This window comes from Sporosarcina sp. SAFN-015 (assembly GCF_051966875.1).
Classification (GTDB): domain Bacteria; phylum Bacillota; class Bacilli; order Bacillales_A; family Planococcaceae; genus Sporosarcina.
Window position 1 is genome coordinate 453,843 of sequence record NZ_JBQCKP010000001.1, and the last position, 24,733, is coordinate 478,575.

Consider the following 24,733-nt stretch of genomic DNA (forward strand, 5'->3'; position numbering starts at 1 on the left):
TTATCACAGCTCAGACGAGATTTAACTCCGTTCATAAAAACAACCGCCCACATACGACGGTTGCTCTACTCTTATTGATCCGCAACTTCCAACACGCCTTCTCCGTCGTCCGGCAGAACTGTGAATACCCACTTCTTTTCATTTTCATCAAAGATAACTTCATCAATGAGGACAAAGCCATTGGACAATCTTTCACCCGCCATATCCAATGCTTTCGCAACGGCCTGCGACTCAGAAAGCACGGCGCCGACCGGCTTATAGTCTGGCATGATTTCCACAAATTTCGCACTACCCTGCCCAGGATACGATTCTAAAATCATCCCTGTAGCTTCCACTTCCACACGCTGGCCCACTTTCAACTTGTCAGCTTCGGCGAACTTGTAAAACACAGCGCTCTCAGTTCCGCCTCCCACAAAAATTCTTCCGTCACCTGCAGCCAATATGAATCCGCCTTCCGTCGCCGGGGTATTCGTGTACGTTTGTTCAGGAACAATGACGGTTGATTCCCCCGGCTCCGCGACCATCCTTCCCTCTTGCGTAAAATTGATCGTATGGCCGGCGAATAGCTCCCGCAGCTCCTCTTGTTGCTTCGGCTTGAGATAATCATGGGTAATTTCAATTGTGCCGGTAATGACATCGACGTACAGGCCGAATGATCCTCGTTGCGATCCCATTCCTTTCAATGCCTCCGCAACTTCATCCTGCAATTCATTCAGCTCCTTTTCCGTATGAGGGCTGCGGAAAATATAGATCGGTTCCGCTAGTATTTCGCCCGCATCCACTTTCGGTTGCAGCAAATCTAGTAATTGCTGCACGCGTTCATCGGGCTCTTTCAGGCCGATCCACACGCCGGATTGCGCAGCGCCCTTCGTCTGGTTTTCAATGAAGATGACCCCCTCACTATGAATCCCACCTTCACCATAAACTTTCTCAACCGCTTGGATTGCAGCAGGTGCCTCAATTCCTTTGACTGCCAAGTCCTCTGCCAATTCTTTTGTTGGCACCTCATACTCAGGGGGCGTTTCTATAGTGGCAGATTTGTCTCGCTTAGGCGTCTCTTGAGCGGTTTTCTTTAATTCCGCAATGATTTCTCGCCCACTCACCGTCTTCAACGTTTTCCATTCAACACTATCTTCAACCGCGACATTTTTCGGCGATGCATCCGTTCCGCATCCACCTAACAATAAAGCAGCACCTAATAAGATTGATATTCTATAATTCATGTCAAAACCTCCCATCAACGGATTAGACGGACGATTCGTACAAAAGTTTCGTGACGCCCATTGACACGTCACCACCGATTTGGTACATTCAACTACAATATCAATGATGAAGAGAGTAATGGATTATCACTTCTGTAGCGAGCCGGGGGTTGGTGGGAGCCTGGCGGAGTGGATTCGTGAAGCGCACTTCGGAGATGCTTTTCTGAATGAAGTAGGAGAAGCCGGTGTCTCGCCGTTAGGAGAAAGGGGCCTCTATCCATAATTCTAGGGGCAATTTGAGTGGTACCGCGGAACAAGCTTTCGTCTCATTTATTGAGATTGAAGGCTTTTTATTTTTCCTAAAAAGGGGTTCGTGTAAATGAAAAAGGGTATTTTACAAGTTTTACAGACAGTTAGCCCGATCCAGTTGGAGGAGCATATGCTGGAGCGGCCAGCAAATTCGAAGCTAGGCGATTTTGCATTGCCTTGTTTTCCGTTCGCGAAAATTTTACGGAAATCTCCCGTCTCGATCGCGGAGGAAATCGCAAGTTCATTAACACATCCATCTATTCGAAAAGTGGAAGCTGTCAATGGGTATGTGAACATTTTCCTGAACCGCCATGCGATTACCGATGATCTTCTGCATATAGTTTTAGACAAATCCGCTGCTTACGGTTCATCTACTGAAGGAAACGGCGGTGTCGTGACGATCGACCTTTCGTCACCAAACATTGCAAAGCCGTTTTCCATGGGCCACCTCCGATCTACGGTCATCGGAAATTCGATCGCTTTATTGCTAGAAAAAAGTGGCTATCAACCGGTGAAAATCAATTACATCGGTGATTGGGGCACGCAATTCGGGAAGTTGCTCACTGCGTACCGGAAATGGGGCAACGAAGAGGATGTTCGTAAAGAGCCAATCAAGACATTGCTGAAACTGTACATCCGTTTCCACGAAGAAGCGGAGACGGACCCTTCCTTGAACGACGAAGGACGTGCCGCATTTAAAGCGTTGGAAGACGGCGACGCCGACGCTCTCGCTCTGTGGGAATGGTTCAAAACCGAGTCATTGAATGAATTTCAGCGGATTTATGATCTGCTTGGCGTCTCCTTCGATTCTTATAATGGCGAGGCGTATTACAATGACAAGATGGAACCTGTCGTCGAAGAACTCGAAGACAAAGGCCTATTGGTCGAATCGGACGGAGCCATGGTCGTGGAGCTAGAAGAAGGCATGCCTCCGTGTTTGATTAAAAAATCAGATGGAGCGACGTTATACGCAACACGTGATTTGGCTGCTGCCATTGATCGAAAAAACAAATATGATTTCGTCAAATCCATTTACGTCGTCGGGAATGAACAAAGCCTCCACTTCACGCAAATCAAAAATGTGCTTAGCAAAATGGGGCATGACTGGGCTAACGACATCACACACGTTCCATTCGGACTCATCTTGCAAGGCGGCAAGAAAATGTCGACGCGTAAAGGAAAGATTGTCTTGCTTGAGGAAGTACTGAAGGAAGCGATCGAACTTGCACAAAAAAATATCGAGGAGAAGAACCCTGCATTGGCCAATAAATCCGAAGTGGCTGAAGCAGTCGGTGTAGGCGCAATCCTCTTCAGTGACTTGAAGCAGCATCGGAAGCATGACATCGAATTTGATCTTGAAACGATGCTCCAGACAGAGGGCGAAACTGGGCCATACGTCCAATATGCGCATGCGCGGGCGAACTCCATCTTGCGCAAAGCGGGAGCACCCAACACGTTCGCGATTAGCGAAGTAAACGACCACGAATGGGATATCGTCAAGCTGCTTAGCCGATTCCCGCAAGAGGTTAAGCGAGCAAACGACGATCTGGACCCTTCCGTAATCGCAAAATATGCGGTCGACCTCGCCCAAGCGTTCAACTCGTTTTACGGCAATGTGCAAGTGTTGTCCGACTCTGCAAACAAGGCGTATCGGACTGCGCTAACGGAATGCGTCATCATCGTGTTGAAGGAATCCTTGCGATTGCTCGGCATGAAGGCACCCGAGGAAATGTGAATTAGATATAAAAAAGCAATCGTTCCACCACTGGCGGACGATTGCTTTTTCTTATGCTAATTTAAACTTCTCTACAATTTCCTGCAATTCAGAAGCGATATTCTTCATGCGGGTTGTCGATTCTGCAACGCGCTCCAATTCGGCTTGCTGGGCAATCGATGAGGCGCTGACTTGTTCTGCTGAAGCAGCGGTCTCCTCTGAAACGGCAGACACACTTTGGATGGACAGAATGACTTGATCTTTATGCGTAAGCATTTCAGTCAACTCGGCTGTCAATTCCATAATCGTTTGGCTCATCTGTTCAGTCAATTCCGCGTTTTGTTTAAAGGACGATTCCGTATTTGTTACAGATTCATTTTGTCCTTCCATCATTTGAAGATTAGAGTCAATGACAGACACGGTTTGTCGTGTTTCTTCGATTATCTCGTGAACAGTTTGCTGAATAATCTCTGTTTCCTTCCTTGATTGTTCAGCAAGTTTTCGCACTTCTTCTGCAACGACAGCAAATCCTTTGCCATGTTCTCCGGCACGGGCCGCTTCGATGCTGGCGTTCAATGCAAGGAGATTAGTTTGTGCAGTGATATCTTGGATAGAAGCAATCACATTGTTGATTGCGGTAATTTTATTCGAAAGTGCGTCTATTTGCTGCTGGACTTTCGTATTCATTTCATTTGCAGAAGCATTATGCTCCCGTAATTTTCCGACCTGTACCATACCTATATCTGTTGATTCAACAGTCTTCTTGGATAGCATAAGCATCCCGTCTGCAAGCTTGGATAGCGCATTAATCTGCTCTGCCAACTCGGCCATACGATTGCTAGTCACTTCGGTATCTTCGGATTGGTTTGATGCTCCGGTCGCAATTTCATTCGTCGCCAATGAAACTTCCTCGCTGGATGCCACAATTTCTTCAAAAGCGTGGTGAACATGCGCAGTGGAATCACTTAACTCATTTGACGAAGAAAGGACCGCGCCAATTGCTTCGTTTGTCTGTCGCAGCATATTATTATAAGCGCTCGCAACAGCACCGATTTCGTCATTATGGATGTATTTATCGTCTACATATTGTGTAATGTCGCCAGTTGCAGCCGTTTCGATGGACCTTTGCAAGTACGAAAGCGGCTTTAATTGTTTATAGATGAACCACGCAGTCACTCCTGCCATTATAATTACCATGACAATGGCTGCAATGACCGTGACGATTAATATAGAGTTGAAAGTCGATAGGATGTTCGATTGCGGCAACACAGTTTGCACAGACCAGACATCATCTATGTTATCCAGCATAATTGGCGCGAATGTATTAAACGACTTCTCATTCAGACTCTTAGAATCCACATACAATGTTCCAATCTCTCCACGATCCAGTTGCTCCTTCATGTTGTCCCAATCAATTGAGTCTTTCATATTCGTTCCAATCATTTCTTCTTTCAAGCTGTTCGCCGTCAAGTTGCCAGCTTCAGTTATGATAGAGGCATACCCACCGTCCGGTTGAATCGATGTCACCAAATCATTCAGGAAGTCAATGGTTAAGTCTGCTCCCAATACACCTATCAACTCACCAGATTCGGTTACAATCGGCACAGACATAGTCGTCATTAACACCAATTCGCTACCCGAATCAAAGACGTGAGGTTCTGCCAGGACAGCTCGTCCTTCATTTTTAGGTATCGAATACCAATTTTCAACTCCAGCATTATCGTATCCAACAAGACCTCTCAAATCGATATTGTTGTCTTCTTTGAATAGGTAAGGAATAAACCTTTTAGTCGAATCAACCAGTTTATTATCCACCTGATCGTCTAGCGGAATTGAACCACTTTCGAACACAGCAGCCAAACCGATTGCGTCGGCATTATCTTTCAAATTCCTTTCCATAACACTGACAATTTCCTCAGTTGTAAGATTCCCTTGTGCATGCAACGTCTCAAACATACGCTTTGTCGTATGTAGCATTTCGTCCGTTTTGCCAAACCTGGAACTGATCAATTGGGCATTGTACTTTGTACTTTCTACCGTATACTTTTCAGCTTCTGCAACGGTTTTCCCATATAAAATTGTACTTGTTATCAATGTATAGGCAATAAATAAAAGCAAAAACAATCCGATAATTAAACCGGATAACTTCCAAGCAATACTTTTCTGTTTCTTCAACCTCAAATACCTCCATTAGTACTAGATTAATAGAATTATAGCAGACCAAAACACACAAATAAAGAACAGTCGTAAAGTCCCATATTTCAAAAAACATAATAAAAAAAGAATGGTTCGCCAATTCCAGCGAGACCATCCTTTATCTATAATGATAATATTAATCTTCCCTCCAACAGTCGGCACCTTTCAAACTAGAATCCGCTTTAAACACAGGATTCTTCCCTTGTTTCCGTTGCTTCGTATAATCATCCAAAACGCGGAAAGCAACTTTTCCAAGAGCTAGGATGACGAGGAGGTTTATGATCGCCATTAAGCCCATGAATAAGTCCGCCATGCTCCAGACGATATCCACTTTTGCCATTGCACCGAACATGACCATGACGAGAACCAAAATGCGGTAAAGCATCATCCAAGACTTATGCGCGTTAATGAATTCGATATTCGTTTCACCGTAGTAGTAATTTCCAACAATCGAGCTGAACGCGAAGAACAAGATTGCAATTGCGACAAAATAAGGCGCCCAAGAACCGACGTGAACAGCCATCGAACTTTGTGTCAGCAAAATGCCGCTCTCTTCCCCTTTATCATATAGCCCAGCAAGGATAATGATGAAAGCCGTCGCAGAACAAATGATGATCGTATCGAAAAATACACCAAGACTTTGAACAAGCCCTTGTTTCGCCGGATGCGAAGAAGTCGCCGTCGCTGCAGCGTTCGGCACACTCCCCATACCCGCCTCGTTTGAGAATAAACCACGTCTAATCCCTTGCATCATGGCAGCACCAATACCGCCGCCAGCCATTTCTTTAATACCAAAAGCATGCTCAAAAATAAGGGCAATCATTGCAGGAACTTCCGTAATGTTAATGGCAACAACGTAAAGCGCTATAAGCAAATAGAATACCGCCATGATCGGAACGATGGATTGCGTTACTTTGACAATCCGCTGTACGCCGCCGAAAATGATTATCCCTGTAAGTACGACAAGAACTAGTCCGACAACCCAATACGGAAGATTGAAAACATCATGGAACGATTGGCTGATCGTGTTTGATTGGACAGAGTTGAATATAAAACCAAAGCACAATGTCAGTAAAATTGCGAACACGATTCCTAACTTCCGAAGGCCTAACGCCTTCTCCATGTAATATGCTGGCCCTCCGCGGAATGTATTGCCATCGCGCACCTTATATACTTGCGCAAGTGCACTTTCGATGAACGCTGTCGCCATGCCGATAACGGCGATGACCCACATCCAGAAGACAGCGCCCGGTCCGCCAATTCCAATTGCCAGCGCAACGCCAGTTACGTTCCCCGTACCGACTCGCGAAGCCGCACTGATTGTAAACGCCTGGAATGCTGAAACGCCATGGTCGCCTTCTTTTTTCTCAAAAATAAGTCTGAACATCTCTCCAAACAAACGGAACTGTACAAATTTCGTCCGAATCGTAAAGTAAAGACCAATGAGCAATAAAAGCCCGATCAGTATGTATGTCCAAATAAAATCATTCGCCGGTCCGACGAGCCACTCTAATACTCCCACACTGTTCACTCCCTCTTTATCATAGTAACTCTCTTACTATCTTTACCCTGTCATGCTAAAAAAACTCACGTTTTGAAAAATGAAAAACCGCTGAGCCAACATGGGCTCAGACGGTATAGAAGCTTTCGTGAAAGTGCTTCATCTTCATATTTATTCTGATTTGAATATTTTATCATCGACTCCGTATTTTTCAACCTATTTTCGAAAAAAAGTATCGAATATTGCCGGAAAGTATTGGTTATCACCGACTTGAGGCGATTTATCACCGACTCTCGGTAGCTTATCACCGACTCTCAGCACTTTATCACCGACCCGCCCTTTTTCGCATGCAATTCGCCAATCAAAGCGCAGCTTTCACCGTCTTCCGATAATATCCGACCGTCAGGAAAGCGAACACGAGGTAAATCAATGCATAAATGCCCATTGCGAAAGAAGCGGGCAACGTAATATCAGACATGAACATGAACGATGCTGCTTTTATCGCGAAAATCGAATGCAACAAGCCAATCAACAATGGTAAGCCGAAGACGAACACTTGCTTACGAACGATGCCTCGCATAATCTCTTGCACTGTAAAGCCCAATTGACGCAATGTTGCATAGCTGCTTCTTTCCTGTTCCGCCTCCGTCATTTGCTTGAAATACAAAATACTGCCTGTCGAAATGAGGAACACAAGACCTAAAAAGCCAGAGATAAAAATGAGCAATCCGTTGTTTTCCATAGAACGAACATATTGCGAATAGTAATCAAATCCATGCAGATCATTTTCCTCATTAATGCGCTTAAAGATATCAGAAGCCTCAATAAGCTGATCTTGATCCGGCACATTGATGGCATAGGTGTTTGAAATTCGCCAACCGTTCCCATCATTCGCAAATTGATCTTTTAATTGTTGATAGAACGCATCTTTCACAACAAGTTGTGTTGCCGCCGAAGAGTTTAATGCATTTCCTTCGCTCACTTTCACAACTTTCATGTTAGATGTTATTTCACTATTTGATAACTCAACATTGAATGGGACATCAATCGATTTCAATAACCAGTAAATGCCTGCATCATAAAGGTAAGCGGCATCGGAATCAGGAATTTTAATGTCCGCACCTGCTTCCTGCAATTGTTTGTCGCTTATAATATTTGCTCCAAACGATGTAGGTATCATTTCTGGCGCACTTCCGTCTTCAAATTCGCCCTCGACTTGCAAGGTTTCAACTGTTGAATACGTATACGTTATATTATGCTTATCCAGCTCACTGACAAATTGCGCGGACGCTTTTTGACTATCATCGTACCAAAAATTATCAAAAGAAAAATCAAAAGGATATACTAGGCGAAGTTCCTTTTCGGTCGAATAGTAGAGGGAATACGCACCCGCCAACATCGTCAATGTCATTGCGGATAATACCGTAATGATTGTCAGTGAATTTGCGTTGCCCTTCATCCGATGCATGATTGGCGCAATCGACAAACTGTTATTTAACCCGAGATGACCTTGTTTCGTTTTGCGGATTTGGTAAAATAACCAGCTGATCGTCACGCGGAAGACAAGATAAGTTCCTAAAATGGTCGTAGCCAAAACGACGATCATATTAATGAATAGCAAAGCATTCATCATATGAGCGGATAGCCAATATCCAAAGGCGATAAGCGCCATTCCTAAAATGGCAAGGAATGCTGATCTGAATGCTTTCGGCTTTTTCGGATGCTCGCCCTTCTTTTCCGCATTGAATAATCCAAGCAATGTATTTCGGTAAACGGAGACGATCATTTGAATCGATGTGAGGATGATGATTCCAATGAATACAATCACTGTCTGGATGACTGCGGCCGTCGAAAACTCCACTTCGATAAACCCATCAAAGCCGATTAGCTTCATTAGCAACAATAAAAATACGCGTGATACGAGAATTCCTACGCCGATCCCAATGGCCAACGCCCCGGCGCTAAGCAAGGAGTTTTCGATAATCAACAGACGCGAGACGGAGCCTTTCGTCAGGCCAATCAATTGATACAGCCCGATTTCACGGCTTCTTCTTTTCAGGAAAATCGCATTTGCATAGACGACGAAAATGCCCGCAATGAATAATAATAAAAACCCAGCCACTTTAAACGCCGCACCCATGCTGCCACCTGAACGCGCCACTACTGCAGGATCATGCTGCAACGTCGCGAAGACGAAGTACAGGACGACACTTAAAATAAGCGCGAAAAAGTATAAATAATAATGCTTAATGTTTTTCCGCATGCTGCGGATGACGAAATCAAAGAGCGTCAACGCTGTCACCCCCGAGGACACCTTGGACTTTCAGGATTTCCTGGAAGAAGGCTTGTCTCGTTTTGTCGCCCCGGTACAGCTCCGAATAAATATTACCGTCTTTCAAGAAGACGACCCGGCTGCAATAGCTCGACGCGACAGGGTCATGTGTGACCATCATGATCGTGACGCCACGCTGTTTATTGACATCCTCCAACGTTCCAAGCAAGGAAGACGCCGATTTGGAGTCAAGCGCGCCTGTTGGTTCATCTGCGAATACCATCGATGGCTTGTTGATGAGTGCGCGCGCAGCAGATGTCCTTTGTTTTTGACCGCCTGAAATTTCATGTGGATATTTATCGGCGAGCTCTTTAATGCCTAATATATCAGCTATTGACTTGAACTGATCCTCCGCCACCCGCTTTTTCATTTTGCCTAGCGACACTGGCAATAGAATATTTTCTTTCACCGTCAGCGTGTCAAGAAGATTATAATCCTGGAAGATGAATCCTAATTTATCACGTCTGAATGCAGACAGCTCACGGTCTTTCATCTTCGAAATATCAGCATCTCCAATAAGGATCGAGCCTTCCGTCGTGCGGTCAATCGTCGCAAGAACGTTCAATAACGTTGTTTTCCCTGCTCCAGAAGCCCCCATAATTCCGACGAACTCCCCTTCCATCACTCGCAAGTCGATCCCTTTCAATACTTGTTGCACATTGCCCCGCGTTCCGTACGATTTCCGGATGTTTTGGGCATGTAAAACTGTTTTATGTTGGTCCATCATTGTACCCTCCCTGTTTGCTATATCCTTATCTTAATGTGCGAACTTCTTTTGGTCGTTTGATTTAGATGACAAACAGGTCGGTCAATGTGACAATGTTGTCACGTTCGTGTTGCGTCAAACTCATTTTCTGTAGAAAACGTCATGTTCATCGTCGTTCCTTTGTTTATTTCGGAGTGGGCTAATAAGGAAATCCCGATTTTCTCAGATACTTGCTGGGCGAGATACAAACCGAGCCCTGTCGCTGCATTATGCAGTCTTCCCGTGCCCCCGGTGAACCCTTTGTCGAAAACACGGGGAAGATCGTGAGCCGGGATTCCCAGACCTTCGTCTTTAATTGATAAAACCGGATGTCCCCCTGGCGAACGGTGTGCCGCAATACAAATGGTGCCCCCGTCCGGACTGTATTTCACCGCATTCGTCAGCAATTGCCGGATGATGAAGCGACACCACTTGCTGTCCGTGAGCACTTCCATTTCCTCGCCTTGAATATCCACAGCAATGTTTTTCTCGATGCACCATGATCGAAGCTCACGTATTTCGGGTGTAATGAGCTGATGTACTTTAATCTTCTCCAACACATAATCCGTTCCGAGCGACGGTAATCGTGAAATATAGAGCTGCCGGTCGATAAGCAAGTGTACTCGCAGCCAATCCGACTCGATTTTCCGGATGGCCGTATCTTGCCGATTCGCATCAATCGTCATTTTCATCGAGGTGAGCGGCGCCTTCACTTCATGCACCCATGCCGCAGTATAATCGCTTTCCATAAGGTTTACAGCTTTCATTTCCGACAGCTTTTTCAAATGATCATTTGCCACTTGCCGCAACAGATCATTCGTCGTCTGGTCCCTCGTGAAAAGCGGCTCCGGCAACCCCTCCTGCCAATCCCTTGAAGGATCTTCGGAAATACGAAGAAGTTCTCTCATGAAATGCGTCTCTTTTTTATAACGCCAGATGAGGAATAACATGAAAATAGCAATTAGAAGCATGTTGAGGTAAACAAGAGAACTCAACCTCATCGCAAGACCTTTATCAATCCAAATAAGTGAATCTGTCAATACGAGTGAAGCGGCAAAGAGGAGTATCCAGCTTTTCATATCCTTTACATATTGAATGAACATCGAATTCCCCCTATAGGCTGACCGCCATATATCCCATACCTTTTTTTGTAAGAATCGCGTCACCAAGTCCGATGTCCGCAAGCTTTTGGCGCAGCCGCGTCACATTGACCGTTAATGTATTGTCGTTGACGAACCGCTCATCATCCCATAATTTGCGAATCAGCTCATCACGTGACACGATTTCATCCTTCGCTTGGACGAGCACCGCCAAAATGAAAAACTCATTTTTCGTCAACTCCACCTCATGGCCATCGAGCCGAATGATGCCGCGCTTCATATCGATCATCGCGCCATTCCATTCAAGCACATCCGCCGCCTCATCCGCCGTATACGCATACGTTCGGCGAAGCGTCGCCTGGATCTTTGCAAGAAGCACATCCGTATGGAACGGCTTCTGAATATAATCATCCGCCCCCATATTCATCGCCATCACCATATCCATCGGATGATCCCGCGACGACAAGAAAATGATTGGCACTTTTGAAACCGCCCGGATTTCCCGGCACCAATGGAACCCGTCAAACGCAGGAAGTTGAATGTCGAGTATGACAAGATGAGGCTTTTCCTGGATGAAAGACTTCATCACATCATGAAAATCTATTGGACCTGACACATGAAGCGACCACTGGCCAAGTCGCTCTTTAAGTGAATTGTAAATCGCAGAATCATCCTCCACGATGAAAATATTCATATCCATATCCGCTGCACACCCTTTCTTTCCTCATTATAATGGTGTGAGGTTGACTTGGAAAAGATTATCACCGACTTGAGTGAGTTTATCACCGACTCTCGGTGTGTTATCACCGACTTAAAAGAGTTTATCACCGACTCTGGACTCGTTATCACCGACTCGCTAATTTTCAATAATTTAAGCTGGCCAGAAAACTATTTCTCAAAGGGTTATATCCCTTACCTCGCAAGCTCTCACAACAATCATTTCCCTCCGTGTAAACGATTGCAATCAACAGAAAAATCGAATTCTTGATGTTTCAATTCTCGAAGTATGTTATACTATCTCACAGAGGCTTTGCTCCTGACCAAATTCAGGCGGCAAATCGCTTTCTTTTTTTTACCGTTGTTTTATTTTTTCATTCGATTTTTTACGGAATACAATGTTGTAAAAAAACAATAGGAGGTACGTATGCTTAAGTTTGAAAACGTAAGTAAAGTGTATGAAGATGGGTTCAAGGCTGTTGACTCTATCAGCTTTGAGATTCCAAGAGGAGAGCTGCTCGTTCTCATCGGGCCGAGTGGTTCTGGTAAATCGACAACGATGAAAATGATTAATCGGATGGAACCGCATACAAGCGGGAAAATTTCGATAAACGGAAAGGACAATAACTCATATGTCGCTTCCGAGCTGCGAAGAGGCATCGGCTATGTCATTCAACAGATTGGGCTATTCCCCCACTATACAATCGAAAAAAACATCGCCATTGTTCCCCAGTTAAACGGATGGAGCCCAGATAAAATCAAACCACGAGTCCACGAACTACTGGAATTGGTCGGACTGGATCCAAAAATCTACGCAAATCGCTATCCGAAAGAACTTTCCGGTGGACAGCAGCAGCGGGTCGGTATCGCTCGCGCACTTGCATCCGATCCTGAAATCATCTTAATGGATGAACCGTTCAGCGCATTGGATCCAATTACACGAGAACAATTGCAAGGTGAACTCATTTCACTGCAGAAAAAATTGAATAAGACAATCATTTTTGTAACTCATGATATGGACGAAGCACTCAAAATGGGTGACCGTATCGCAATTATGAAAGACGGCAAACTACTACAACTGGACACTCCCGAGAAGTTACTTCATGAACCCGCCCACGGTTTTGTCGAAGAATTCATTGGCAAGCATCGAATCATTCAAAACCCTGAACTGATGCCTGTCATTGACATTATGTCAGAATCTGTCGTCACTTCACTTCCTCAAAGTTCTCCCGAAAAGGCAATCTCACTTATCCGCCAGAGGAAAATCACAGATCTCATTATTGTGGATGAATCAAAAGCTTTGTTAGGTATAGTGTCTGCCTATGATGTGATCAAGAGTGTAAACAGCATCCGGACGATTGCAGAAATCATGCAACCAATCGGGCACTATTTACGTGATTCCGCTTCCGCAAAAGACGCTATCATTATGATGGACGAAACGCCGTTCGGCATGATTCCTATTGTCGATGGAGCGAACAAGGTTGTCGGACTCGTAACACGCGGCTCGTTGCTATCCGCATTGTCGGCTCAGTGGACAGAAACTGAGGTGGTCGCCATATGAATAACTTATCCATCTGGCAACAATTGACTGAACAATCACAGATGCGGTGGAGAGAAGTTCTCGAAGCGACATCCATCCATATCCAGCTTGTATTCTTTTCCATGTTGATCGCCATCGTTCTCGGTGTATCTCTCGGCATTCTTGTCACGCGGGTGCCTAAACTTGCGACACTCGTACTTGGCGGCAGTGGCGTCATGCAGACAATTCCTAGCCTTGCGTTACTTGGCTTTATGATCCCAATTTTCGGTATCGGCGTTAAAACAGCGATTGCAGCACTTTTCCTATACTCCTTATTGCCGATTATCCGAAACACGTACACGGGCATCAACGACGTCGACCCGGCTACGCGGGAAGCTGCAAAGGGAATGGGAATGACGAGCATGCAAATTCTTTTCAAAGTGGAATTACCACTCGCGATTCCCGTCATCATGGCCGGAATTCGAACTGCCGCTGTCATTAACGTCGGTAACGCTACTCTTGCCGCATTCATCGGCGCAGGTGGCCTTGGCGATTTCATTTTCCTAGGAATCACGCGTGGTATCGACGGACTGATCCTACTTGGCGCAATCCCTGCTGCACTACTAGCTATTATTTTGGAAGTGTTCTTCGGCTCGGTTGAGCGCTGGACGACACCGAAAGGATTGAAAGCGGAATGAGGAAGAAACTCACTTCATTGCTGCTTATTGCAGTTGTTGCAAGTATGCTATCGGCCTGCATTTTAATTGAAACAGATTCGTTGACGCTCGGTTCACGGAACAACACAGAAAGCATCATCCTGTCGCACGTCATGGGGCAGTTGATTGAGAATAAAACAGACATAAAAGTGATCTATAAAGAGAATCTCGGCGGATCTAATGTGGTGTGGAATGCAATGCTGAACGGTAATCTTGACGTCATTCCCGATTACACGGGGACGATTGTCGTGACGTATTATCATGAAGAGCCGGGGACAGCCGATGAAACGTTGGAAGCGACAAGGCGTCTCGTTGCTGAAGACGGCATTGTCGCTTTTAACACATTCGGCTTCAACAATACGTACACGCTCGCATTAGATGAATCAAAAGCCGAAGAACTCGGCGTTGTCACATTCAGCGACTTTGCTGCCTACTCGGAAGACTTCACATTAGGCGCTGTCTTTGAATTCATCGACCGCCCAGATGGCCTGCCTGGTTTTCAGAATGAATATGGGCTGAAGTTCGATGCTGTAAAAGGCATGGATCACGGCATCATGTACCGTTCGATCAATGCAGGCGAAGTAGACGTCATTAACTCCTACACGACAGATGGCCAATTGCAGGAATTCGACTTACGCGTCTTGGAAGACGACAAATCGTACTTCCCACCGTACCACGCGCTCCCGTTAGTGCGGGAAGAAACGCTTGAGGAATATCCTGAAATCGAAGAAGTCCTAAAGCAGCTCGAAGGCATGATTGACGAAGAAGCCATGCAAAAAATGAATGCCAAAGTCGACAACGACGGCATGATGGTCGAAAAGGTCGCGAAGGAGTTTTTGGTGGAGAGTGGGTTGATTGAGGTGGAATGATTGAGTGAGCTGAGCCGGTTATCACCGACTCAGAAAGGTTTATCACCGACTCTCAATGCGTTATCACCGACTTGAGAGAGTTTATCACCGACTCTTAGCACTTTATCACCACCTCTCCATTTTTCAACAAACAGCGCCGATCACAAGCACCCTTTTCATAGATGAATTTATTTATCATCTACCTTTAGGGAGTTATCACCGACTCAGATAGGTTTATCACCGACTCTCGATCCGTTATCACCGACTTGAGCGAGTTTATCACCGACTCTTAGCACTTTATCACCGACTCTCCATTTTTCAACAAACAGCGCCGATCACAAGCACCCTTTTCATAGGTGAATTTATTTATCATCGACCTTTAGGGAGTTATCACCGACTCTTAGCACTTTATCACCGACTGGACATTTTCCCAGCAAAAAAGCGCACAAATTATGTGCGCTTTTTGCTTTCCATATGAAATTTTAGAGTGTACGACCTGTTTCGCTTAGCCCCTTCTACTTCTAAATCCATAGACGCCAAAAGCCGATGCGCGGTCTGCTGGCGGTCGACCCTGAGAAACTCTCGACAATCCTTATTCCTCATTCCTCCGCCAAATAATAAAAACCAGTCACGAATCGCTTGCTGATGCGCATCCCTGCTTCTCCCTTCACAAGACAGACAGCGCCACCCTCCCATATATTTTTCCATGCCAATAAACCCACACCCCGGGCAGATCACGCCCGTGCGGATGTCGCTGCGTCTGATCGAATAAGTTTCACAAATTGGAGATGGAATAAAAAAACGATGGCCGCTGTTAAGCTGCGCTAAAAGGGTGGCAAACGTTTCGTCATCCAACAATGGGGAGGTTGTTGGGAGTTTGCGGATGAATGTGGGGACCGCACTTGGAAATAAAACAGGGATTTTCGTATCGAATACTTCGATGCGTTGGCTGGCATAGGCGAGCACAACTGCTCCGTATACCGGCAATGATAGATCTCGGCTGTACAGCCAGTCTTGAAACAATTCACAGTTGCTTTCCAATTGGGCAATTGGACTTTTGAAGCCGCTCACTTGACCTGAATCGAGCACGCGGATCATTTGTGGCGGGTTTTCCGTCACCGTCAATTCACCCGCAATGTTTTTCACTTCAAACAAAACCGCATACCAAGGAGTGATGAATAGCGTGTCCACTTGAAAATTTGTACTGGAGGCTAGCGATAAATCGTGGAAAATGCCATGCTTCATCGAAAAAGCATAGCTCTCAAACACTTTGTCCAATTCCTGCTCTCCGCCAAATCCGGCCTGTACGGCCGCATACTTCGAGCGCAAAACAGGAATCGCTTCATGGTGAACTGGCAATCGCTTAATCGCCGCCTCCAGCCCTTCTAACAATAGTGGTGCTTGTCTTTCTTTATGAATGAATAGTCTCAGCTCCTCTTCTATTTATTCCGCTATTTACTAGTTTAGCATGTTAGTCTAATTATTCAATCAAACTCCAAATACTCCCACACATTTCCAAACGGATCGCGGAAACTAATATATTTTCCCGGCGGACAGTCGGCAGGCTCTCCGATGATTAATTCCACATGGTGTTCTTTAAGCACCGCAAGTGATTGATGGATATCATCGCTTTTCAACGTGAGCACAACCCCTGAAGACGTTTTATCATATCCCGCATTCTCCATTTCCTCTAACACGATCGGCAGCTCCCCATGGACAAGCGTTACAATTTTAGGACTGTATTCTTTATTCACCTGAAACCCTAACACTCCGGTGTAAAATTCAACCGCAACTTTCATATCCGGTACATAAATGCTAATTACACAAACTTGTGTCATACCTCTTCCCCCTCCCTTTCCCCTATGTACATATCAATCATTTTTCGTAAAAATCTCATCGATTGATCTTCCACATTAATTTGCAGTTGAATCCATTCATACTCCCGTTCAAGCAATCGGCTTATCAGAATAACCGCCTGCGCATGGTTTCCAGGCGTAATGGCCTCAAGAATTTCCGTCAGCTCCGCTACAACGGAATCCGGCAACGACCGTTCAATCGTCTTCAAACCTAACTTCGCGCGTTCCGGCGCATATCGATAAAGCAGCACCCTCCCTAAATGGTGCACAACATTCGTCAGCATCTTAACCGCCCAAATGTCATTTCCTCGTGCAGCCGTCTTCGAGTGTTGGAATAAAAACCAACCCACATCCATTACATCATCCCGATATTCATTCTCGGACAGCGCCAACCCTTGCGTCTCCATAAATTCATCCAATAACCGATGCGGATCATACAGCACCTTGAAATGGTCACCGCCAACGAACGATTCCTTCGTCACAGTGAATAAATCGATATGCAACAGATCATCAAACACCGCAATAATTTGGGGAGCGACAATGAAAATATCATCGACCAATATAATGTCACGATACGCTCGCAAATGTTCCATCCGACCGGCAAGAAACCCCTTCTGATCCTTCTTTTTCACCAAGCAATAAAGGTCAACATCAGAATGCGCATCATGCTCTCCCCTCCCCATCGATCCTTTCAGAAAAATCGCCTGTACAAGCGGGTCACCCTTCAAACTCGCAGCAATCTTTTCAACAGCCAACTCTTGCGGCAACATTACTTATACGCCTCCACGTACTCCTCATAATCCAGCACTTCGATTACCTCTGACCAATGCAGCACCGTCCCAACAAAATCCCGAATATCCAGTCCTGGCATTTCGTACGTTTCATCTGTATTCGCAGTTCCTGTTGCATCCTCAATGAATGTCACCTTAAAACCACGGTCAAAAGCGGAAATTGCCGTAAACAAACAGCAAAACTCAGTATTGAAGCCAGTAATGAATACATGATCCACTTCCAACTCTTCTAACAAACCCGCCAATTTGGTTTTAAAAAATGAACTTGGTGTTTGCTTTTCAACAACAACTTCCGCAAACCTTTTAATGGATGGATGTAGTTCTGAACCTACAGAACCCCTGTAAAGTGGACTTTCCTCTATATCATCAAAATGCCGGATAAAAATAACCGGCTTCCCTTTCCCTGTAAAGTCTCCGATTATATTTGTAATCAAGTTTAATTCAGCATTGAAATCACCAGAATCAACAATCCCATTTTGCACATCAATTACTAACAAAGCTTCCATACTCACACCCCTTTTCAAAATTATGTTCTATACCAACGGCCGTTTCTCCTTTATTAATTGAAAAAATAGAATGGAAGAACCGCATGCTTTATTCAATAAGGGGTATTCTAAACTGTTAGGAGGGTGATGAACATGAAACCGTTTTGCCCAGAAAGTTGGCCGGAGGACCCGACACCGATGAGTCAGATCAACTGCGAGGAGTGCGGACTTTATAAACAAGGCACAAGGATGGTATGGGGAGAAGGGAATCCGAACGCACCTATCATGGTCGTTCTTGATAATCCGGGCGCCCGTGAGGATCGTGAAGGAAACCCGTTTGTTTGCGGAACGCGGCATACATTGCAGCAAGCCGTTCATGACGTTGGGCTGAATAAAGAACTTATTTACGTTACATATATCTTAAAGAGGAGACCCATCCGAAAATACGATAAAGAACGGACCCGTGAAATCTGCATGCGTCGCCATTTGGAAGAACAGCTGCAGCTCCAAAAACCCCGACTTATCTTATGTCTAGGAAATGTAGCTGTACAAGCCTTCTTTCAAAATCCAGATGCGGACGTGAAAGGGTTGCGCGGCAGCTGGCACGACGTTCAAGGGTATCCGACAACAGTCGCCTACCACCCGCTTGCTGTCAGGCGTCGGCCGAATTTGTATCGATTATTAGTGGAGGATTTAGCAATCGTAAAAGCTGCGATTCAATAACAATTCGGGGATCTGCTTCATCTGTGCTGCCAAGAGAGAAGGAGAATACGTGTATCAGGCCAATCAAGCTTCATAGCAAAGACTCTATTCTAGTACGTACCAGAATAGAGTCTATACCACTTCCCATTATTTCTAGCTACAGCGTTTGTTCCAAGAGCTTTGCCGAAAAATATTTGCGAGCTTCGGCAGTCGTAATCTGCAAACAAACTTCTTCTTCCTGCCGTTTAAACTCAACGAACATGCCACTCAAGTTTTCACGAACAGAATGGACCTTAAAGCCACTGGCTAAATAGCCATCAACTTGATTCATTTCATCCAAACCTAACAAGTAATCCGACATACAAACACCCCGCTTTTCTACTTAGCAACTTTTTCTTCCATCTCCTGCGTGACGATATCATCCCAGTCGTGACCGGCTGTAATTCCTAAATATTCCGCATCACTCGGATTAACCAGTTCTGCTTGCGGATACTTCTTAAACCACCAATATTTTGCTAGCACATAGTAGACAACCGCCCCAACGACGAAGCCGACCAATGAAGAATAAGTCGGGAACATATTCGCTAACACTCCACCAATGACCCAAGCAAATAGCCCTGCTAAGTTAAAGCCTTTCATATACTCATATTGGCCGTCTAACTCATACAGATCTTTTACGTTCACACGACGTTTACGGATTAAATAATAATCGGCGAACAGAATCCCCACAATTGCCGTTAATATACCGCCAATGATTAATAGCGCCTCTACCAACACGCCAAACAGACTCCATGGCTGTGCCAAAACCCCGATTACTCCCGCAATGATGACAGCTGCCCAGAATGGCACTTTCGGTCCACCGATGTTCGAGAAAATCGTTGCTGCAGGAATAACGTTTGCGGATGTGTTTGTTGACCATTGCGCCAACACGATCATTAGCAATAAAACCCCCAGCACAATTCCACTTGCACTTTGCATCAAAGCATTTATCGGATCAGCAGAGGCCACTGCCATGTAAGCCACTGCCCCTATCGTTACGATAAATGTATTCGTAATCGGCATCACGATCAAAGAGCCGACTAATTGTGTTTTATTACGTTTGAACCAATTGCGTTCATTTTTTGGTGCTTTAAAGAAACGTGACAGTGTCGGCATATCAGCTGCCAATGTCGCCCAGAACCCCATATTCGCCATCATTACAACCATGAAAGCTGTAAAAGCCGCTATCCCTGTTGTCGGGGATTCTACCCAAGTCCACACATCTTTCCCTTGAACCGTCGCTTTATCGGCAAGCGTAACGTACATCCAGCACGATATTAAAATAATTACCGGCGCTGCAAAATCCGCAAAGCGCTCAATGGATTTAATGCCGCGCGCTGTGTTGAATAACTGTAATGCCGCAAACACTAGGAAACATAAAAACCAATTATTGAAGTCGAATAATAAATTCAAAATCCCGTTGATGGCCATCGCACCAAAATAGGTGTTAAGTCCGAACCAGCAAGCTGCTGTCACTCCGCGGACGAGCGAAGGTATATGTGTGCCGATTGTGCCGAACGGGGCACGCATATACACGGGGAAGGACAAGCCATGCTCAACGCCAATATCACCGATCAACGTCATGAATACGCCGATTAATACAGAACCGGCTAACGTCGCTAGAATTACCATCGGCAATGACAAACTCATAATAGCCGAACCGCCAATAGCAAATGCGGCTAAGACGATCGCCATCCCTATCCAAATCACTGCAAAACCAAATGTGCCAACGCTTCTATTTTGATGTGTCACTGGAAGTAAATCTGGGGATTTTAAATAATCTCCGCCATTCGCCATACATGTCTCTCCTTTTTAGTAGATTTCCAGTTAATACACAACTAACTCTTTGCTTTTCACTTAGCACCAAATTTGGTCTGCTTATTTATCGTGTAAAATTGCTGATAAGTGATTGACGTTCGTTCCAGGTCATCGGCGGAATCGTAGACTTTCTTTCGATCATCGAAATCGCACCGTCAACTGGGCATACAATTGCACATAAATTACAACCAACACAATCCTGTTCACGTACTTTCAGCATCGGGCGACCATTCTCTGTGTACAGGTCAATGCATTGATGTGACGTATCTTCACACGCGATGTGACATTTATTGCAGTTAATGCATACATCATTATTAATTTGAGCAACAATATTGTAGTTCAAGTCCAAGTCACCCCAGTTAGAATAGCGCGGCACGGACTGACCGACTAAATCCATCACTGAGGCAATGCCCTTCCCGTCCAAATAATTATTTAGCCCATCTATCATATCTTCGACAATACTGAATCCGTGGTGCATCGCTGCTGTACAAACTTGTACGCCTGTTGCACCCATTAGCATGAATTCCGCAGCATCCTGCCAGTTTGAGATCCCGCCAATCCCTGATATTGGGACATTGACGAGCGGATTTCGCGCACATTCCGCGACCATATTCAGGGCGATCGGCTTGACTGCCGGCCCGCAATAACCGCCATGTGCCCCTTTCCCGCCAACATGTGGGACGGTATTCCATGTATCCAGATCGACACCTGCCAAGCTGTTAATCGTATTGATCATACTGACGGCATCTGCCCCGCCACGCACTGCCGCTTCTGCTGTCATCGTAATATCCGTTATGTTCGGCGTCAGCTTGACGATGACTGGTGTGCGTGCAGCTTCCTTCACCCAATATGTCTGCTTTTCAACCAATTCAGGGACTTGACCAGAGGCGGATCCCATTCCCCGTTCTGCCATTCCATGTGGACAACCGAAATTCAGCTCCAGTCCATCAACTCCAACAGCTTCTACTTTTTTTACAATCTCATGCCACTTTTCCTGCTTTGGCTCTACCATTAAGGAAGCGATAATAGCGTGATTGGGAAATCTTTTTTTCGTTTCAACAATTTCTTTCAGATTAACCTCCAATGGACGGTCCGTAATCAATTCAATATTATTGAACCCCGCTACTCTTTGTCCGTTGAAGTTGACGGCCGCAAAGCGCGATGAAACATTTAAAATAGGTTCGCCCAACGTTTTCCATACTGCACCGCCCCACCCTGCTTCAAATGCCCGTTGCACTTGATAACCTGAATTAGTCGGTGGTGCTGATGCTAACCAAAATGGATTCGGTGATTTAATCCCCGCTAAGTCAATTCGTAAGTCTGCCATGTGTTATCCCCCCTTATGCAATCCCGCTCTGTTTTCTAAAACGCTCATGAATGATGTAAGCAGCATCTTTTCCTTGCTGTGCAGCTGTTACGACCATAGCTTCACCTTGGCCGTTGCCGAAAACGACATCCCCGCAGGCAAACACTTTATCATTCGACGTTTGCATAGTCGTTTCGTCAATGTCTACGACTCCGTTCGTATGCTGCAAACCAAACGCTTCAATGAGCGGGACAAAACGCGTTTGCCCAATTGCTTTAATAACCGCGTCTACCTCTATGACAAACTCAGATCCCTCTATTGCTTCAGGTCTTTGCCTACCGTCTGCTCCAGCCTCTCCAAGCTTCATCTTGATGCATTCAAGGCCTACCACTTTCCCTGCCTCATCACCAATAATTCGCTTCGGTGCTGTCAGCCACTTGAATCCAACACCGTCCTGCTTGGCAAATTCATATTCATATTGATAGGCAGTCATCTCTTTTTCCGTTCTTCTATAAAGAATGTCAACTTGATCCGCACCTAGCCGTACAGCACAAGTCGCTCCATCTATGGCTGTATTGCCAGCACCGATGACTGCAACACGTTTCCCGATTAAGTCTTCTGTCAGTTCACCTACTTTTGTACGCTTGACAAACTCAATGGCATCATGGACGCCTTCTAGTTCCTCACCTTCAATGCCTAGGTCAGGTACAGATCCCATTCCAGCCGCTAAAATAACACTGTCATATTGCGTTAGAATGTCCTCAACAGAAATATCTACGCCTACTCTAGTGTTTGTTTTAATTTCTACACCAAGCTTTTCAACTTGAGCCACTTCCCAATCCACTACTTCATTCGGCAATCTGAAGGACACGATGCCATAAGCACCCAAGCCACCCGCCTTCGCCTCCGCTTCGAAAATTGTGACACTATACCCGAAGCGACTAAGCTCACGCGCTGCCGATAAGCCAGCTGGACCAGACCCCACAATCGCGATCCTTTTTCCATTTGCTTCACCTTTGTTAAATAGTTCGACGTCTGTTTCCATCGCCCAGTCTGTTGCATAACGTTGTAATTGTCCTATCTTAATAGGTTTGGTCGATGAATTCAGCACACATGCCCCTTCACACAATATCTCGGTTGGGCATACACGCGCACAGCTTGCACCGATCGGATTGGCATCCATGATCGTCATGGCCGAACCTTTCATATTGCTAGTAGCTATTTTTTTGATGAAGTTCGGAATTTGAATACTTGTCGGACAAGCGGTAATGCAGGGTGCGTCATAACAGTACAGACAGCGATTAGCTTCTTCCATTGCTTCATTTTTCGTCATTCTGACCGTCATTTCCGCAAAATTACGTTTGAGTTGAGAACTCATTTAATCATTCCCCCTAATGAATTGATGTTCAGACGTTGATCTGTTCTGCAGTTGCCGGCTGTACGGCACGCCTAATATAACGGCCACTGCCTAGTGCGCCTACAAATTGTCTGTTTTTAATGACATATTCACCACGGACAAGTACACTGATGGGCTCCCCCGTCACTTCCCATCCTTCGTACGGGTTGTAATCGACATTCATATGGTGGGTGTCCGCAGAAATTTCACGTTTTACTGCAGGATCGAAAATCACGATATCCGCGTCAGAACCAATCGCAATCGTTCCTTTTTGCGGATAAAGGCCGAAAATCTTTGCAGCACTCGTCGAAATCATATCGACGAAGTCATGAATGGAAATCCGTCCTTTCGCCACACCTTCAGAATATAAAATGCTAAAACGATCTTCGATGAACGGTCCACCATTTGGAATTTTTGAAAAGTCATTTATCCCTAATCGCTTTTTTCCGTTAAAACTGAATGAACATTGATCCGATCCGATTGTTTGCAACTGCTTGGCTTTTAACGCATTCCATAAGTGCTCTTGATGGTATTTCGGCCGAAGTGGCGGTGACCAAACATATTTCGCCCCTTCGAAGCCTGGCTGCGCTAACGCTGATTGATCGAGCGTTAAATAAGGTGGACATGTTTCCCCATATACGTCATAGCCTTTTTCACGCGCATTGATAATTTCATCTAATGCCTCTTTACACGTCACATGGACAACGTAAAGCTTCGCGCCTGCGATATGCGCCAGTTCAATTGCCCGTTTCGTCGCCTCACCTTCCACTTCCGCAGGACGCGTCAGTGCGTGATAGATTGGCGCCGTCTGGCCGGCTTGCCTCGCCTCCTCTACTAATTCGTCGATAACTGAGCCGTTTTCACAGTGCACCATGACTACAGCGTCCATGTCTTTTGCGATTTTAAAGGCTTTAAACAGCGTACGATCCGACGCCTGGAATTCTTTCGCGTATGCCATGAACACTTTAATAGACGTAATCCCTTCACGCTCAAGCAACAAAGGCAACTCGGCCTCCGTTTCGGGCGTTAAATCGGTGATCATTAAATGGAAGCCATAATCAATGACTGAATTTCCATTTGCTTTTTCATGCCACTTTTCCACGGCAGGCGCTAGTTTTTCTTCACCCGCAGTTAAGCAGAAATCTAAAATGGTCGTTGTCCCGCCAAAGGCAGCGGCAATTGTACCCGACTTCCAATCATCATCTGTTACCGTGTTGTTGAACGGCATATCCAAATGCGTATGCGGATCAATTCCGCCAGGGAAAACGTATTTGCCCGCTGCATCCACAATTTCCGCTCCATCAGCCGATAAGTTTTTGCCGATTTGCACAATCTTGCCATTTTCGATTAAGATATCTGCCTCATACAAATCTGAAGCTGTCGCGATGAGTCCGCCTGTAATCATTTTTTTCATATTAACCTCACCTTTCCATTAATGACT

General features: G+C 45.4%; 21 protein-coding genes and 1 other annotated feature. Of the genes, 5 read left to right on the forward strand and 16 right to left on the reverse strand.

What is annotated here, in order from left to right; all coding sequences use genetic code 11:
- Positions 1 to 71 precede the first annotated feature (71 nt).
- The gene (locus tag ACTHPA_RS02060) at positions 72 to 1,223 is read right to left on the reverse strand and encodes a DUF3221 domain-containing protein (RefSeq protein ID WP_440498394.1); all 1,152 of its coding nucleotides are present in this window, start codon (positions 1,221 to 1,223) and stop codon (positions 72 to 74) included.
- Between the two features lie 94 nt (positions 1,224 to 1,317).
- Positions 1,318 to 1,534: a binding site (T-box leader), on the forward strand.
- Between the two features lie 47 nt (positions 1,535 to 1,581).
- On the opposite strand from ACTHPA_RS02060, the gene argS reads away from it, so the two are divergent.
- Complete coding sequence (gene argS / locus ACTHPA_RS02065; RefSeq protein ID WP_440498395.1) at positions 1,582 to 3,246, forward strand: arginine--tRNA ligase; 1,665 nt, start codon at positions 1,582 to 1,584, stop codon at positions 3,244 to 3,246.
- A 51-nt stretch (positions 3,247 to 3,297) separates the two neighbouring features.
- Here the strand turns inward: argS and ACTHPA_RS02070 are convergent, their stop codons facing one another.
- The 6 genes from ACTHPA_RS02070 to ACTHPA_RS02095 all read right to left on the reverse strand — a co-directional run bounded on the left by ACTHPA_RS02070 (position 3,298) and on the right by ACTHPA_RS02095 (position 11,799).
- Positions 3,298 to 5,400 carry a methyl-accepting chemotaxis protein gene (locus tag ACTHPA_RS02070; RefSeq protein WP_440498396.1) on the reverse strand — a complete coding sequence of 701 codons (2,103 nt, stop codon included), beginning with the start codon at positions 5,398 to 5,400 and terminating at the stop codon, positions 3,298 to 3,300.
- A gap of 157 nt (positions 5,401 to 5,557) precedes the next feature.
- Entirely contained in the window at positions 5,558 to 6,943 is a 1,386-nt protein-coding gene (locus ACTHPA_RS02075; protein ID WP_440498397.1) for an alanine/glycine:cation symporter family protein, read from the reverse strand.
- Between the two features lie 340 nt (positions 6,944 to 7,283).
- Positions 7,284 to 9,224, reverse strand: a complete 1,941-nt coding sequence (locus ACTHPA_RS02080; RefSeq protein ID WP_440498398.1) for an FtsX-like permease family protein — start codon at positions 9,222 to 9,224, stop codon at positions 7,284 to 7,286.
- Positions 9,202 to 9,978, reverse strand: coding sequence for an ABC transporter ATP-binding protein (locus tag ACTHPA_RS02085; protein ID WP_429918641.1), 777 nt, complete (start codon positions 9,976 to 9,978; stop codon positions 9,202 to 9,204). Before ACTHPA_RS02085 ends, ACTHPA_RS02080 begins: the two co-directional genes overlap by 23 nt.
- A gap of 101 nt (positions 9,979 to 10,079) precedes the next feature.
- Positions 10,080 to 11,102: a sensor histidine kinase gene (locus ACTHPA_RS02090; RefSeq protein ID WP_440498399.1), complete on the reverse strand. Its 1,023-nt coding sequence runs from the start codon at positions 11,100 to 11,102 to the stop codon at positions 10,080 to 10,082.
- Between the two features lie 10 nt (positions 11,103 to 11,112).
- The gene (locus ACTHPA_RS02095) at positions 11,113 to 11,799 is read right to left on the reverse strand and encodes a response regulator (RefSeq protein ID WP_440498400.1); all 687 of its coding nucleotides are present in this window, start codon (positions 11,797 to 11,799) and stop codon (positions 11,113 to 11,115) included.
- Positions 11,800 to 12,243: 444 nt separating this feature from the next.
- Between ACTHPA_RS02095 and ACTHPA_RS02100 the strand changes: the two genes are divergently transcribed.
- Genes ACTHPA_RS02100 through ACTHPA_RS02110 form a run of 3 tightly spaced genes read left to right on the forward strand, consistent with a single transcriptional unit; the run spans position 12,244 to position 14,920 of the window.
- Complete coding sequence (locus ACTHPA_RS02100) at positions 12,244 to 13,377, forward strand: betaine/proline/choline family ABC transporter ATP-binding protein (RefSeq protein WP_440498401.1); 1,134 nt, start codon at positions 12,244 to 12,246, stop codon at positions 13,375 to 13,377.
- The gene (locus ACTHPA_RS02105) at positions 13,374 to 14,033 is read left to right on the forward strand and encodes an ABC transporter permease (protein WP_440498402.1); all 660 of its coding nucleotides are present in this window, start codon (positions 13,374 to 13,376) and stop codon (positions 14,031 to 14,033) included. Before ACTHPA_RS02100 ends, ACTHPA_RS02105 begins: the two co-directional genes overlap by 4 nt.
- On the forward strand, positions 14,030 to 14,920 hold the full coding sequence (locus ACTHPA_RS02110; RefSeq protein WP_440498403.1) for a glycine betaine ABC transporter substrate-binding protein: 891 nt from the start codon (positions 14,030 to 14,032) through the stop codon (positions 14,918 to 14,920). Before ACTHPA_RS02105 ends, ACTHPA_RS02110 begins: the two co-directional genes overlap by 4 nt.
- Before the next feature lie 429 nt (positions 14,921 to 15,349).
- Here ACTHPA_RS02110 and ACTHPA_RS02115 read toward each other — a convergent pair whose 3' ends face one another.
- The 4 genes from ACTHPA_RS02115 to ACTHPA_RS02130 form a co-directional block, all read right to left on the reverse strand.
- The gene (locus tag ACTHPA_RS02115; RefSeq protein WP_440498404.1) at positions 15,350 to 16,258 is read right to left on the reverse strand and encodes a nuclease-related domain-containing protein; all 909 of its coding nucleotides are present in this window, start codon (positions 16,256 to 16,258) and stop codon (positions 15,350 to 15,352) included.
- A gap of 125 nt (positions 16,259 to 16,383) precedes the next feature.
- The gene (locus ACTHPA_RS02120; RefSeq protein ID WP_440498405.1) at positions 16,384 to 16,737 is read right to left on the reverse strand and encodes a VOC family protein; all 354 of its coding nucleotides are present in this window, start codon (positions 16,735 to 16,737) and stop codon (positions 16,384 to 16,386) included.
- The gene (locus ACTHPA_RS02125; protein WP_440498406.1) at positions 16,734 to 17,525 is read right to left on the reverse strand and encodes a nucleotidyltransferase domain-containing protein; all 792 of its coding nucleotides are present in this window, start codon (positions 17,523 to 17,525) and stop codon (positions 16,734 to 16,736) included. Before ACTHPA_RS02125 ends, ACTHPA_RS02120 begins: the two co-directional genes overlap by 4 nt.
- Positions 17,525 to 18,052, reverse strand: coding sequence for a cysteine hydrolase family protein (locus ACTHPA_RS02130; protein WP_440498407.1), 528 nt, complete (start codon positions 18,050 to 18,052; stop codon positions 17,525 to 17,527). Before ACTHPA_RS02130 ends, ACTHPA_RS02125 begins: the two co-directional genes overlap by 1 nt.
- A 132-nt stretch (positions 18,053 to 18,184) precedes the next feature.
- Between ACTHPA_RS02130 and ACTHPA_RS02135 the strand changes: the two genes are divergently transcribed.
- Complete coding sequence (locus tag ACTHPA_RS02135; protein WP_440498408.1) at positions 18,185 to 18,754, forward strand: uracil-DNA glycosylase; 570 nt, start codon at positions 18,185 to 18,187, stop codon at positions 18,752 to 18,754.
- A gap of 136 nt (positions 18,755 to 18,890) precedes the next feature.
- Here the strand turns inward: ACTHPA_RS02135 and ACTHPA_RS02140 are convergent, their stop codons facing one another.
- From ACTHPA_RS02140 to hydA, 5 genes are all read right to left on the reverse strand, one after another.
- Entirely contained in the window at positions 18,891 to 19,094 is a 204-nt protein-coding gene (locus ACTHPA_RS02140) for a hypothetical protein (RefSeq protein ID WP_440498409.1), read from the reverse strand.
- 17 nt (positions 19,095 to 19,111) lie between these two features.
- Complete coding sequence (locus ACTHPA_RS02145; protein WP_440498410.1) at positions 19,112 to 20,569, reverse strand: NCS1 family transporter; 1,458 nt, start codon at positions 20,567 to 20,569, stop codon at positions 19,112 to 19,114.
- Between the two features lie 85 nt (positions 20,570 to 20,654).
- Positions 20,655 to 21,917: an NAD-dependent dihydropyrimidine dehydrogenase subunit PreA gene (gene preA / locus ACTHPA_RS02150; protein ID WP_440498411.1), complete on the reverse strand. Its 1,263-nt coding sequence runs from the start codon at positions 21,915 to 21,917 to the stop codon at positions 20,655 to 20,657.
- 13 nt (positions 21,918 to 21,930) lie between these two features.
- The gene (locus tag ACTHPA_RS02155) at positions 21,931 to 23,274 is read right to left on the reverse strand and encodes an NAD(P)-dependent oxidoreductase (RefSeq protein WP_440498412.1); all 1,344 of its coding nucleotides are present in this window, start codon (positions 23,272 to 23,274) and stop codon (positions 21,931 to 21,933) included.
- Between the two features lie 28 nt (positions 23,275 to 23,302).
- Positions 23,303 to 24,706, reverse strand: coding sequence for a dihydropyrimidinase (gene hydA, locus ACTHPA_RS02160; RefSeq protein ID WP_440498413.1), 1,404 nt, complete (start codon positions 24,704 to 24,706; stop codon positions 23,303 to 23,305).
- Positions 24,707 to 24,733 lie beyond the last annotated feature (27 nt).